The 14654-nt window shown below is 36.7% G+C and carries 11 protein-coding genes and 2 pseudogenes; 4 read left to right on the forward strand and 9 right to left on the reverse strand.

Going from position 1 to position 14654, the window contains the following annotated elements; all coding sequences use genetic code 11:
- Positions 1-125: 125 nt before the first annotated feature.
- Positions 126-449 carry a rhodanese-like domain-containing protein gene (locus IPM14_06135; protein MBK9097702.1) on the forward strand — a complete coding sequence of 108 codons (324 nt, stop codon included), beginning with the start codon at positions 126-128 and terminating at the stop codon, positions 447-449.
- Between the two features lie 24 nt (positions 450-473).
- Positions 474-1901 carry an MBL fold metallo-hydrolase gene (locus tag IPM14_06140; GenBank protein ID MBK9097703.1) on the forward strand — a complete coding sequence of 476 codons (1428 nt, stop codon included), beginning with the start codon at positions 474-476 and terminating at the stop codon, positions 1899-1901.
- An 88-nt stretch (positions 1902-1989) separates the two neighbouring features.
- Here IPM14_06140 and IPM14_06145 read toward each other — a convergent pair whose 3' ends face one another.
- From IPM14_06145 to IPM14_06185, 9 genes and pseudogenes are all read right to left on the reverse strand, one after another.
- Positions 1990-2238 (reverse strand): RNA-binding protein, encoded by a 249-nt coding sequence (locus IPM14_06145; GenBank protein MBK9097704.1) that lies wholly within the window; start codon positions 2236-2238, stop codon positions 1990-1992.
- Between the two features lie 154 nt (positions 2239-2392).
- Positions 2393-3532, reverse strand: a complete 1140-nt coding sequence (secF, locus tag IPM14_06150) for a protein translocase subunit SecF (protein ID MBK9097705.1) — start codon at positions 3530-3532, stop codon at positions 2393-2395.
- A gap of 31 nt (positions 3533-3563) precedes the next feature.
- Positions 3564-5504 carry a protein translocase subunit SecD gene (secD, locus tag IPM14_06155; GenBank protein MBK9097706.1) on the reverse strand — a complete coding sequence of 647 codons (1941 nt, stop codon included), beginning with the start codon at positions 5502-5504 and terminating at the stop codon, positions 3564-3566.
- Positions 5505-5604: 100 nt separating this feature from the next.
- A pseudogene (locus tag IPM14_06160) lies at positions 5605-6424 on the reverse strand (purine-nucleoside phosphorylase).
- 1 nt (position 6425) lies between these two features.
- Positions 6426-7741 (reverse strand): annotated as a pseudogene (locus IPM14_06165) (NupC/NupG family nucleoside CNT transporter).
- 9 nt (positions 7742-7750) lie between these two features.
- The gene (locus IPM14_06170) at positions 7751-8329 is read right to left on the reverse strand and encodes a thymidine kinase (protein MBK9097707.1); all 579 of its coding nucleotides are present in this window, start codon (positions 8327-8329) and stop codon (positions 7751-7753) included.
- Between the two features lie 42 nt (positions 8330-8371).
- Positions 8372-8764, reverse strand: coding sequence for a cytidine deaminase (gene cdd, locus IPM14_06175; GenBank protein MBK9097708.1), 393 nt, complete (start codon positions 8762-8764; stop codon positions 8372-8374).
- Between the two features lie 55 nt (positions 8765-8819).
- Positions 8820-9641, reverse strand: a complete 822-nt coding sequence (locus tag IPM14_06180) for a class I SAM-dependent methyltransferase (protein MBK9097709.1) — start codon at positions 9639-9641, stop codon at positions 8820-8822.
- On the reverse strand, positions 9632-10708 hold the full coding sequence (locus tag IPM14_06185; protein MBK9097710.1) for a glycosyltransferase: 1077 nt from the start codon (positions 10706-10708) through the stop codon (positions 9632-9634). The genes IPM14_06180 and IPM14_06185 overlap by 10 nt, the downstream gene beginning before the upstream one ends.
- 290 nt (positions 10709-10998) lie before the next feature.
- Here IPM14_06185 and IPM14_06190 point away from each other — a divergent pair, with 290 nt between their 5' ends.
- Positions 10999-12237, forward strand: a complete 1239-nt coding sequence (locus tag IPM14_06190) for a T9SS type A sorting domain-containing protein (protein MBK9097711.1) — start codon at positions 10999-11001, stop codon at positions 12235-12237.
- A 156-nt stretch (positions 12238-12393) separates the two neighbouring features.
- Entirely contained in the window at positions 12394-14505 is a 2112-nt protein-coding gene (locus tag IPM14_06195; GenBank protein MBK9097712.1) for a T9SS type A sorting domain-containing protein, read from the forward strand.
- The last annotated feature ends 149 nt before the right edge of the window (positions 14506-14654 follow it).

The raw sequence follows: 14654 nt of genomic DNA on the forward strand, positions 1-14654 counted from the left end.
ATTTTCCGGAATAATTTGATTTATAACCCCTGTCCCAAAAGCAGGGGTTTTTTATTTGGCTTTTGCCTGAAACCTATCACCATTTCATTCATCTGATTTTCAAGAAAAAATCACAAAAAGGAATTATGAAACTAGTAGAAAATCTTGATGCAAAAACTTTTGAGAAAAAAATGGAAGAGGATAAAGATGCCGTTCTGCTGGACGTACGCACTCCGATGGAACATCAGATGGTTCGAATTCCTAATTCTATTCTGATAGATATAAATAGTCCTTCTTTCGTTGAAGAAATTGACAAGCTTGACAAAAGTAAAAGCTATTACGTTTATTGTCGTAGCGGTAACAGAAGCTTTCACGCTGGTAACTACATGCTAAAAGTGGGCTTCGAAAAAGTGTACAATCTTGAGCCGGGAATAATCGGCTGGAACGGCAAAAAAGAATTATCTATCTAACAAAAATGTAATTAAGGAATACAGATGTTTTTTGAACGTATATATGAAAAAGGTTTAGCACAGGCAAGCTACATTGTCGGATGCCAGGCAACAAAAGAAGCAATTGTCATTGATCCTAAAAGAGATATTGATACTTATTTCGAAATTGCAGAAAGAGAAAATCTTCGTATCACTCATATTGCTGAAACGCACATTCATGCAGATTTTTTAAGCGGTTCACTTGAACTTGCTCATGAAACCGGTGCCAAAATTTATTTATCCAATGAAGGTGGAAATGACTGGCAGTACCAGTTTGATCATATTGGATTGAAAGATGGAGATATAATAAAAATCGGGAATATAAATCTTGAAGTAATGCATACTCCCGGGCACACACCTGAACATATCTCGTTCATACTGACTGACTTACCGGCAAGCAAAGAGCCATCAATGATATTCACGGGAGATTTTGTTTTTGTAGGTGATGTCGGAAGACCAGACTTGCTTGAAAAAGCTGCCGGTTATGAAGGAACCATGATTGCCGGTGCGAGACAGATGTTTCAGTCTTTAAAAAGATTTAAAGAGCTACCTGATCATTTGCAGGTTTGGCCGGCACACGGCGCCGGATCTGCTTGCGGAAAATCTCTTGGTGCTGTTCCAAGTTCAACTATTGGATATGAAAAACTTTCCAATTGGGCCTTGAAGATTAATGATGAAGAAACTTTTATCAGAACTCTGCTTGATGGTCAGCCGGAACCACCTAAATATTTTGCGATGATGAAAAAACTAAATAAGATCGGTCCTAGGGTGCTTGGTTCTGTTCCGCATCCTGCAAGATTAAGCGTAGCTAGATTTAAAGATTCCATCCAGAATAATTATCAGATTGTTGATACACGTGACAAGCTGAGTTTCGCCGGAGGTCATATCCTGGGAAGTTTGAACATTCAGGATAACAATTCATTCAGCACGTGGGCAGGGTGGATGCTTGAATATGACAGACCAATAATCCTGATTGCACGAGAGCGAAGAGTGGATGCTTTAAACAGAGCACTGATACGAATTGGTATCGATAATCTTGAGGGATACATTTCTGATATCGATAAACTTGAATCCTCAGGCATGGATATCGAAATCTTAAACCAAATCAGTGTAAATGAATTAAATCAGGATATTTCAAAATATAAAGTTATTGATGTGAGAAGTTATACTGAGTACGATATTTCAAGTATTCCTGAATCTGTTAATATTCACGCTGGTCAGCTTGAAAAAAATCTTGACAAAATTTCGAAGGAAGAAGAACTTGTAGTTTATTGTGCCAGCGGTGACAGGTCTGCAATTGCTGCGAGCTTTTTGTTAAAAAAAGGTTTTAGCAAAGTTTATAATTTAAGCGGTGGTATTAACTCCTGGTTCCAAGCGGGTTATAAAATAAACAGGGGAACCATTAAAGAATCAGAGCCAGCAAATATTATTTAAGCCGAAATTATCAGAGAGCAAATCCCTGCACTAATGTACGCGTTATGCAGGGATTTTTTTTGAATATTATTATTTGAAATTAATTAAACTAACTGGTCTTGGCAGTTGAGACAACAATTTTTCTTCCGTTTATCTCTGAACCATTAAGGGCTTTTATTGCATTGTTTGCATCGCTCTCGTTTTCCATTTCAACGAAGCCAAATCCTCTTGATTTTCCGCTCTCCCTATCGGTTACAACTTTTGCGGAAATGATATTTCCGTGAGTCTTAAATGTGTCCATTAGCTTTTCATTATTGAATGCCCATGGAATATTGCCCACATAAAGTTTTGTGCTCAAGATTATTCCTTTGATAGTTAGCAAGTATTGTTAATTAGCTCGGAATTAAAATAATATTAATTGGATTAATTGCAAATGAAGGATTTAGTGAAATGAGGGTTAGCCACCGAATAAAAAAAAGCCGGAAAGCTTGGTTTCCGGCTAACTAAAAAAATTAAAATTCTACTTTTTTGTGATACTTCATCGCGTAATCATAAACGAGCGTACTAGCAACGAAAATTGATGAGTAAGTACCGATAATTATTCCAAAGAATAAGGTGAATGCAAATGCTCTGAGTACTTCACCGCCAAATATCATAAGTACAAGAACTGTCAAAAGTGTGGTACCTCCGGTTAAAACTGTTCTGCTCATCGTTTGACTGATACTCGTATTTATTACATCTACCAATGGTCTTGTTTTATGTATCTTTAAATTCTCTCTGATACGATCGAATACAATAACGGTATCGTTGATTGAATAACCGATAAGAGTTAAAAATGCAGCTACAATTGTCAAATCGATATCAAGGTTCAATCCCGGGATTAAACCGTACAACGCAGCAAAAAGTCCAAGAGTTATAAGAACGTCATGAAACAAAGCTGCAACGGCACCGAATGCAAAAATAAATTTGAATCTGAATCCCAAATAGACCAGGATAGCAAGAAGCGCAAAAAATATTGCAAGTACAGCATCACGTTTTAACTCTGAGCCAATTTTTGGTCCAACCCTGTCTTCTTTGAGTACCGTAAATGAATTGTCCTTAATTTTATCTCTCAGGTTTTCTTTGATCCAATCGGCGATACCAACACTAACAATCATTTGTGTATTATCAGGTTCTTCAGAAATACGACCAGATTGAAATCCTGCTTCAAATAATCCGTCAATTATATTATTTGCATCTTCCGGATTATTAAATTCATAAGTAACAGAGCTGGCTGAAGAATCAATAATTTTTCTTGATACTCCGGCTTGAAGTTTTTCAATTTCATCTTCAATAGCTGTGATTACTTTTGGATAAACTTCCGCTGGTATTACTTGTAGCTCAGTTCTGATCATCACGCCGGTCTCACCGCCGAATGTTTTTACCTCAATGTTACCGAGTCCGATATTGTCAATATCGGCTCTAACCTCAGCAATATTAACCGGCTTTTCAAATTGTAAAACTATTTCGGCACCGCCTTTAAAGTCTATTCCAAATTGAAATCCTCTGACAATCACAGAAATTATTCCGATAAGGAATAATAAAGCTGAGAGAATGTAAGCAGTCTTTCTTTTTCCGAGGAAGTCATAATTTAATTTTTCAAATAATCTCATAGTAAAAGAGAACTCCTTAAAACTTTTGTTTTTAACCTACTGTTACGGGAACGTTTTTAGAAACCATTACATCCATAATTACTCTTGCAATAACAAGTGCACTGAATAAGCTTGCTGCGATACCTATCATCAGTGTTAAGGCAAAGCCTTGAATTGGGCCGGTTCCAAACTGATAAAGAATTATACCTGTAATAAAAGTTGTAATGTTAGAGTCGATGATAGCTGAATATGCACGAGAGAATCCGCTGTCTATTGATGCCCTGACAGTTTTCCCGGTACCTAATTCTTCTCTTATTCTTTCAAAGATCAGCACGTTGGCATCCACAGCCATACCGATTGTTAAGATTATACCTGCAATACCTGGCAGCGTGAGTGTTGCATTGAATCCTGACAGTACACCAAGTATAAATAAAATTGTGAATGTTAAAGCTGCGGCAGCGATTGTGCCGGCTCGCTGGTAATAGATAATCATAAAAATTCCAACTAACGCGTAACCAAGTATTACAGAAAGTAATCCTTTGTTAATTGAATCTTCTCCTAGTGATGGACCGACTGATCTTTCTTCAATTATATCAACTGGAGCGGGGAGAGCACCCGCTTTCAACACGATCTCGAGCAGCTTCGCTTCATTAAGATCTGCCATACCTTCTATCTGCGATCTTCCGCCGGGAATTTTTCCTTTTACTACCGGTGCAGAGAAAATCCCGCCATCAAGCATAATTGCAATTCTTTTATTTACGTTAGCGCCTGTTATTCTTGCCCATTCGGTTGCGCCTTCTGAATTCATAGTCATGCTTACAATTGGTGCTGAAGTGTTCGGATCAATATTAGCGATTGCATCAGTAATAACACCACCCGTAAGCTCCGGCTCTTTATTTACAAGATACATTATGTAGAAATCATTACCTTCAGCATCATTCTGAGGTCGGGCATGGAATTTAAATTCTACATTGTTCGGAATTACTTTTTGAACATCAGGTCGGTTGAGCATTAGCTCAAGTTTATTTCTATCCTGTGCCTTAACGTATGCATCAGCGCTTCTTCCCTGAGGATCCAGCAATGCAATCGAGAAAAACGGATGCTGCTTCTTAAATTCTTCTTCTGAAAGCTGTTCCTGATTTTCAGTTGTATCGGTTGATGCAATTGAAGTATCAGTCTGTGTAGTCTCTGTTCCGTTTTCGGTTGAAGTGGTTTTTGTTGTATCGTCTAAAACTTTTCCTGCTAGTACATCATCAATTTTTTGCATGATAGGGAAAGTAAAATCAGCATCACGCACTATTCTGAACTCAAGCAATGCCGTTCCCTGCAACAATTTTTTTGCTTCTTCTTCTCTTGCAACACCCGGAAGCTCAACGATAATTCTCCGGCTGCCTTGCCGCTGAATGGATGGTTCGCTTACTCCGTACTGGTCAACACGGTTACGAATAATTTCAACGGCACGTGTAACAGCGTCTTCAGCATTTTCACTCAGTGTAGTTAATATTTGAGAATCTTCATCCCTTATTGTTCCATAATATCTGCTTAAACGAATATCTCTTTCAGCAAATTTTCTTGCAAGAATGTCAACCACAGATTCATCCGTTCTTTCGGATTCTTTTTGTGCTTCAGCCAAGACATTTCTAAATGTTTCATCCGGATTTTTAGCTAGCTTTTCAAGAAGCTTTGCAGTATTAACTTCTAAAACGATGCGCATACCGCCCTGCAAATCCAAACCTAGCTTGATTCTTTTTTCCCTTGTCTTTACAATGTCAGGATCGGAAGCGAGTATGCTGTCTTCCACTGAGCGGAGAGCTTTATCGATTTGTGCTTTTGTGATGTCCGGGTTTTCTTTGATAAGCTGTTGTCTTTCCGATTCCAGTGTTTGCTTAATATCCTTGCTGTTCTGGTAGTCCTGGTAAGTTGGATATAGAAGATACACTGCTAAAACAATCGCAGCTATAATGATTATAAGTCTAAATCTAAATTCTTTCATACCTGATTAATGAAGTGATTTGAAATTATAAAAATGAACTGCCAAAATTAGGGGTTGCCTCTTACAAAGTCAATTAAAATAAAGGTAATAATGAGTGGAATTATATTCTGGGAATTGCCGATTTCAATAATAAAGTAAATTTTGCAGCGACCTGGTTTGCCGTTTCTGTCACTTCCTGATGTGAAAGTTTTTGAGCTGAAATTCCTGAAGCCATATTTGTGATACAGGAAATAATTGCGACTTCCATTCCAAGATATGATGCAAATACAGCCTCATGAACAGTCGACATGCCAGCGGCATCTCCTTCGAATTTCTGTATCATTCTAATTTCAGCGGGTGTTTCATAGCTTGGACCTTTTGTGTACCAGTAAATTCCTGATTGCAGATGTATTGAATTCTCTTTGGCAGCAGCTTTTATTTTTTCATTCATCTTTGCAGAAGGGCAATTCGAAAAATTGTTTTTTGATTCAATAGATGAAATACCAATTAGTTCCGTTAATTCTTTTTTTATGTTCATTCCATTGAATGAATCTGCAAGCATAAGATCGCCGGGACTAAAACTTTTATTCACACCTCCGGCAGCATTTGTGAAGATAATTTTGTTACAGCCAATTTTTTTTGCAAGAAGCACGGGAAACACAATCGCTTAATCCATAACCTTCGTAAAAGTGATTACGTCCCTGGAAGATTAATATTTTTTTATCTTGAATTTTTGAGAAGTGAATTAATCCTTTATGTCCTTCAACAGATGATTTCGGATAATTCGGAATTGAGCTTGTCGCAATTGTTTTAACTTTTTCAGTTGAATCAGCAAAATTTCCAAGTCCGCTTCCAAGAACAAGAGCCACTTCTGGAGTAAATGGAGATTCACTGATTAAATAATTTATTGAATCTTTGTATTTAAAATTCAAGTCAATCATTCTAACCGAAGAGTAAACCAGCCAGAGTTGCAGTCATTAAAGTTGCAATCACTCCTCCGATGACTGCCTTAATCCCAAGAGCAGCGATATCAGATTTTCTGTCAGGTGCAAGCGGACTTATTCCCCCGATTTGAATTGCAATCGAGCTGAAATTAGCAAAACCACATAATGCATATGTTAGCATTAGAACAGATTTTTCATTCAATATTTTACCAACCTTAGAACAATTTTTACCCCTAACAGACTACCGAAATTCAATGCATCTTCCCACGGTACACCAATTCCAAATGCTACAAATTGTAATACCAATCCAATCAACAATTGAAAACTTAACGGCTGGCCGAAATTTGATTTAAGAGATTCATTTACATTTATTATTTCTCCCAATCCATTTAATAAATAATTAACTAATGCTATCAGCGCAATGAATGCGATTAACATTGCACCAACATTAATTGCAAGCTTCCAGCCGTCTGCAGCTCCGTTAGCCGTAGCCTCAATAATGTTTGAAGCATTCTTTTCAACTTCAATTTTAACAGTTCCTTTCGTAACCGGCTCTTCAGTTTCAGGGTACATAATTTTTGATATGACTATTCCTGCCGGTGCTGCCATAACACTCGCACCGAGAAGATGAGTCGCAAATAATTGCTGTGCCTGCTCGAGTGGAATTCCATGTTTAACAGCATATGCTGATCCGAGTATCTGAATGTATGCAGCCATAACTCCACCTGCGATAGTTGCCATTCCACCAACCATGACTGTCAGCAGCTCGCTCTTTGTCATGTTATTCAAGAATGGTTTTATCATTAGTGGAGCTTCGGTTTGTCCGACAAATACATTAGCAGAATTTGAAAGCGACTCTGCGCCGCTTGTTCCTAGTGTCTTTGCCATTATCCAGGCCATCCCTTTAACTATTAATTGCATTATGCCGAGATAGTAAAGAAGTGACATTAAACTTGCAAAGAAAATAATTGTCGGCAACACTTGAAAAGCGAAGAATGAACCGAGACTTCCTTCTGCACCAGGTGGTTTGGCAAGATCACCAAATACAAACTGCGCTCCTGCTGAAGTGAAGTTGAGAACGAGCACAAAGAAATAGCTTATCCAATTAAAAAAATCCTTTGGCCATCCAAGCGGTGTAAATATTTGACGTAGTGATTCACCTTTGAGAATTAGTACGGCAAAAATCAGTTGCAGCGCAAGTCCACCACCGACCAACCGCCAATTAATTTTTGATTTATTGTTTGAAAGAAGAAATGAGATACCTACAAGAAGTAGAATTCCTGCTATACCTCTAAATAATGAAATAGGATCCATATGCTTCTTCTACTCTTCTTTTGGGATATAGTGACACTTGCGGCAGCGCGCTTCATAAATATCGGCGGCTCCGACAATTACTCTTTCTGATTCAGCAATTTTCCTTTGTGTTTTATCGGCGGGATTTCCGCATATAACACAGATTGCATGCTCCTTTGTTATATACTCAGCAACTGCCAGAAGTTGAGGTATAGGTTCAAATGGTTTTCCTGTGTAATCCTGATCGAGTCCTGCTACAATTACCCGTTTTCCTTTCGAAGCAAGCAAATTGCAAATATGAACAATTCCCTCATTAAAAAACTGAGCTTCATCAATTCCAATAACCTGGGCATCATCAGCATAGGAAAGTATTTCAATAACATCTTCGATTAAAATTGAAGGAAGTGATTGTTCATTATGAGATACAATCGATTTTTCTGAGTACCTGGAATCTATTTTTGGTTTAAAGATTTTCACATTTTGTTTTGCGATTTGGGCTCTTCTCAGTCGGCGGATCAGCTCTTCAGTTTTACCGCTGAACATACATCCTGTGATCACTTCTATCCAGCCGATGTCTTTCGGAAGTTGATGTGGTGGAATGTCTCTCATTGTTTCAATAAATAAAAAATAAATTATAAAATTGTATTTGGATTATTCAAGATCCTTATCCCCGAATGCAAAGGGAAGCAGTTCAGAGGTTTTCTTTACGATGTACTCACCGTTTGCATTTACGAGGACAATTTCAATTTCCCCGCATAGATCGCTGATTACCTGTCTGCAGGCGCCGCACGGTGAAATAAAATCTTCCGTATCACCGGCTACGGCGATTGCTTTAAATTCGCGTTCACCTTCAGAGATTGCTTTAAAAATTGCATTGCGTTCGGCACAAATAGTTAAGCTGTATGAACTTGACTCAACATTGCATCCGGTGTATGATCTATCATCATTTGTTAATACAGCTGCGCCGACATAAAAATTTGAGTAAACCGGCAGAGCATTCTGCTTGGCTTTGATAGCCAATTCAGCTAATTGTTTGTAATCCATTATCTTCCATTTTAACTGGTGAAAAATAATTTTTTAGTTTGCGATATCAAAAGAGCTATAACTTTTTAAATACAATGTAAAATGTTGGTGTGAAGAATTTATTCATTATACCGTGTTCATCATTAGCCATCTTTAATAAAATTTTCTTCAAACCAAAAGATTTTATAATCTCTACTATTCTCAAATGAAAATTACTCCATACTAATCCTTCACCCCCATCGAATAAATATTGAACAGAGTAATTAGTAAATAAATTAATAGAAAATTCCCTATTAAATATTTTAAAGATATCGTTGAGCGAAAGCAATTCAGCAATATCTGTCCTGTTGTAATCAGATTTTCTGAAATATTTCATGAAATATTTATTAATCTGCTCTCGATTGAAGAGTGAAAGCAGAGGCATTCCCCAATGCGGATCAGCAATAATATTAATAAGCGATAGCCTGTTAGGTGTACTCAGATAAATTATTCCACCACTCTTCAGAAGTGAAAATAACTCCTCAGCCAGATTATCAGTAAACGCAATATGTTCAACTACATCCTGCATAATAATAACATCAAAAGATTTTTTTTTAAATGGAAGTTGAAAAGCATCAGCCAACAAAGGTTTTAGCGATTTTGAATTGCTGATTTTTTTTACTCGCTCAAGTTTTACTTCCAGACTTACAACAAAATTATTTTTAGAAAGCAGCTGCGAAGTGCTTCCTTCACCTGAGCCGAGATCCAAGATCATTTTACCTGATAATTCAGTTACCTTTTCAATTATACTTTTTACAAATTTCGCTCTCTCCTCCGAGAGATCGCGGGCTTTCTGCCAACGTTCAAAATTTGGATGCGATGGATTATACTCTCTCTGGATTGTTGCTTTTACTTCCATTTGATTTTAGAAAACGAAGCGTTGAAAAAATGGACAACAAGAAGTGCGTCGTAAAAAATCTGGAGATAAAAGCGTTCTGCCATTGAAAATTTATATCCAGGTATTTTTTGAAAAACAGTATTAATGAAGAAATCAATAACGAGTTTAGCAGGAAGTAGAATTGCAAAAAGAAAATTAAAAAGCATTAGTATTGGTGAAAGAAGAAAAAATAAATTAAGCAGATGCCAGAACCCAAGAACTAACTGATGTTTTTTCAGATAATGCAGTGAAGTTTTAGTGTGCCTTGCTCTTTGATTAAGATATTCCTTAAATGTTTTTTTTGTATCTGAGTAGACGAATGAGTTGGCATCTGTTACAATTCCAATCTTCAAATTTTTTTTAACTGCTTCCCGCAGCAACAAATCGTCGTCACCGCTTATGGTATCGTTTGTTTGGGAATAACCTCCGATTGCATTAAAAGCTTCTTTAGTAAATCCAAAATTTCTTGCTGCTGCAGTGTACGGCAATCCAATTGAGGCCATTGAGATAGAAAGAAAGGTGCTGCGTAAATTTTCAAAGCAGGATATTTTATTTACAAAACCTTCGTCTTGATAAAATGGTGCTATTCCAAATAGCATAAAATGACCAAGTGAAAAGTTTTTTGAGCAGGCTTTCAACCAATTTGTTTGAGGTCGGCAATCAGCATCCGTAATTAAGATAAAAGGATACTTCGCCTTGCTTATTCCAAATGACAACGCCTCTCTCTTGCCGATTTTGTTTTCGTTCCTTAATTCAAATGCTGAAAAATTCTTGAGAGAAACGATTTGAGAGTTTAGTATGTTAAAAGAGTTATCTGTCGAGTTATCATCAACAATTATTACTTCGTACATCTCTGAAGGATAGTCGAGATTCTGTAAAGCTTCCAGTAACTGCCTGATGTTTCTTGATTCATTTTTAGCTGCGATTATAATGGAAATATTTACTTCCACATTTTCGCTTTTACATACTTGAAAAACTCTTTTAGCTGAATAAATCAACAAAAGATTAATCAGGAATAGTATGAAAATTGATAGTGCCAGATATAACATTCGATAATCCGAAGAGAATAAAATTCTTTTTTAATACTTTCTCTAAAATTAGTTATTTATTCCCTCAAATGTATTCTAATTGAAATCATTCAATTATAAGATTAAGTTTGCATGAGCTTTCTTTTAAAGAAATGATTCAATATTTCTTAAATTAGTCGAAGTTATACCAGTTAAAAAGATTTTAATTGAGAATGTATTTTTAAATGATTTTCGTGAATCCCAATATAATTCTGATACTGTCCCTATATGTTTTTCAATTTCCTATTTATGCCCAGGGAACATGGGAACGCTTGAGTAGCCCAACGAATTATAATCTAAATTCAGTTTTTTTTGTAGATAGCTCATATGGCTGGGCTGTAGGAGATTCAGGAATAATTATTCATACATCAAATGGGGGAACCGATTGGATTATTCAGGATAGTAAAACATTGAATAACATCAAAGATGTTTACTTTTTAAATAAGGAATTAGGCTGGGCCATTTACTGGGAATATTACAATTTTCCATTTGGAACTTATGTTTTGAAGACTACAGATGGAGGAGTTAACTGGATAAGTTTTCAAGAACCCGAAAAAGATATTTTTAGCCAGTGTATTGTTTTTCTTGATTCATTAAATGGATGGATGGGTGGAAAAGGAACTCCCTTTGTTAAACTACCTATTGTTAAAACAATTGATGGAGGTAGAACCTGGAGAAATGCCGTAATTGATTCATCTAATTTTTCAACGTTACCAGTTTTTGATATTAAATTTTACAATGATAAATATGGTTATGCATGTGGAGGAGCAATTGATTGCTGTGGAATTATATGGTGGACAAATAACGGTGGAGATTTTTGGTATGTTATTGATACGCCAGCGGTTGCTTTAGACCCGATCAACCAACTTCACTTGATTGATTCTTTACAAGTTCTGGCTGTCGGTGGTGATTTTGAATCATTGGGATATGGTGTTGAAATAGTGCGAACCTCAGATGGGGGACTAAATTGGAATTTTGAACATATTGGAATCGCAGGGTCAGCATGGGATATTGACTTCAGAACAGATAAAGAAGTTTGGGCTCCCCTAGGAGGAGAAGGAAAATTAATTTACAGCCTGGATTCCGGAAAGAACTGGTCACAAATATTTTCACCACATAGTTTAGCTATTTTCGAATTAACTTTTCCGGATTCATTACATGGTATCGGTGTGGGAAATGGAGGAGCAATTATTAAATATAGACCTGATTCAACATCAGGTATTATTGATGCGGATAAATTATTTGCAAAAGAATTTAATCTCGAACAGAATTATCCAAATCCTTTTAACCCATTAACAACAATAAGTTTCAGTATACCGGAAAAATCTTTTGTTAACTTAAAAGTCTTTGATATTATCGGAAACGAAATAGAAACTCTATTTAACGGGGAATTGTCCGCTGGCAGCCATAAAGTTGAATTCTTGGGTAAGAATAAGACAAGCGGTATTTATTTCTATAAACTGAATGTAGGTGATTTCACAAAGACTTTGAAAATGTTACTACTAAAATGACAAATGCTTCCATTTTTATCATACATAAAAACTTTTTTATATTTAATAAACATTATTTAAAAATAAATCAACATTGATCATACTATTCCATTTCAACATAATAACTTTTTCTTTAACTAAAACATTTCTAATACATTAATTAAGCAAGGAGATATAATGCAAAAAATATTCAAATTTGCGTTGTCAGTTCTTCTAATTGTCCCTGAAATCACTTTTGCACAAGGCGATTTGAATTCAGGTCCGATAGTTGTGCAAAGTGTAAACCATGATACTTCTCCACCACTTCGTGATATACCGGAATTACCAATTACGCAATCAAAGTGGCGTGATGGTGTTGTTCCACTTTTAATTGATCATCCGAAGTTTGAAGATTTTTATCAATATGACCCTGTTCTTCAAGAAAATATGGGTAATAGAAACGATGGTTTTGTTTTTCAAACCTGGGATGGTCCCGCATCTATGGGATATGCACCTCCAGATCCGTCCGGGGATGTAGGCCCAAATCATTATATGGCTGCAACAAATGTTCGTTTTCAGATATGGAACAAAACAGGTACATCACTTTTAGGTCCCTCGAACCTTGGTACTATTTGGTCCGGTTTTCCTGGTCCCTGGTCTAGTAGTTTGAATGATGGGGATCCTATTGTACTTTACGATGAAGCTGCTGGAAGATGGTTCATTGCTCAATTTTCTTTACCAAATTATCCAAGCAGTCCATCTTATATTCTCGTTGCAATATCACAGACTGGAGATCCAACAGGTTCTTGGCATCGTTATGGATTTACATTCAGTACAGGAATTCCGGATTACCCAAAATTTGGTATCTGGCCTGATGGTTATTATATGTCTGCGAATTCTTTCAATCCAGGATATGTCGGGACAATCGTAGCTGCATTTCAAAGATCACAAATGTTGAGCGGAAATTCAGCACAGATGGTAATGTTTACCCGTCCTTCAAGTACGACCTGGTCATTACTTCCATCTGATTGGAATGGTACAACAACTCCAACAGCGGGTGCACCAAATTATTTTGGTCAAATACATGATAATTCACGATATGGAGGAACTGATGGTTTTGACATTTTCCAATTTCATGTTGATTGGGTAACTACAGCTAATTCTACTTTCACCGGACCAACATTTTTAACAACATCTCCTTTCGGTGGAATATCAGGTATTCCTCAACAAGGAACCTCACAAATGCTCGATGACCTTGATGTAATGACTATGAACCGCCTTGATTACAGAAATTTTGGTACTCACCAATCAATGGTCGTTTGTCATACAATTAACGCGGGAGCTAATCGTGCAGGAATGAGATGGTATGAATTTCGGAATACTGGAGCTGCATGGAGTTTATATCAAGAAGGTACATATGCCCCGGCAGATGGCATACACAGATGGATGGGAAGTATTGCGATTAACGCAGCTGGTCAGATTGCTTTAGGTTACTCTGTGTCAAGTGCTTCTATGTTTCCTTCTATAAGATTCACTGGCAGATATCCAGCAGATCCGCTTGGACAGATGACAATTACTGAAGAGACAATACATGCAGGTTTAGGATCGCAGACAGGATTAGATCGATGGGGCGATTATACACAGATGGTTGTTGATCCGAATGGAGTGAATTTCTGGTATATTAATCAATACCAGCCTTCTACAGGTTCTTTCAACTGGCGAACTAGAATTGCAAACATTGATTATACAATTCCTGTTGAACTGGTTTCTTTTAACGCAAGTGTAATTGAAAATGAGGTAGAACTTAGCTGGATGACTGCGACTGAAACCAATAACCAGGGATTTTCTATTGAAAGAAAGTATAAGGAAGGATCTTTTGAAGAAGCTGGATATGTGGCTGGATTTGGAACAACAACAGAACCTAAATCTTATTCTTTCGTTGATTCGAAACTTGAAACTGGTAACTATACATACAGACTAAAGCAAATTGACTTCGACGGAAGTTTTGAATACTCAAATGAGATTAATGTTGTCCTTGAACTTCCACTTGAATTTGCTCTTGATCAAAATTATCCAAATCCTTTTAATCCGAGTACAACAATAAGTTATTCAATTCCGGAAGATGGATTTGTTAAATTAGCGGTCTATAACTTACTTGGTCAGGAAGTTGCAACCTTTGTTAACACTTATCAGAAAGCTGACAGATACGAAGTGGTGTTTAATGCTAGTGAACTTTCCAGTGGAGTATATGTCTATAAAATTGAATCTGGAAAATATTCTGCATCCCGCAAGTTTGTGTTAATGAAATAGTCTTTGTTCAAATTTTTCTCAGTCTGTAAATCAGAAATAGAAATAAGCGACAATAATTTCGTAAGCCCCGACACAGCGGGGCTTTTTATTTTATGTCTTGTCTTGAAAAAAGTTGTTAGGTACCATTAGTATTTTAAAAGCAAAATTTC

The organism is bacterium, assembly GCA_016716565.1.
Lineage (GTDB): Bacteria > Bacteroidota > Ignavibacteria > Ignavibacteriales > Ignavibacteriaceae > IGN2.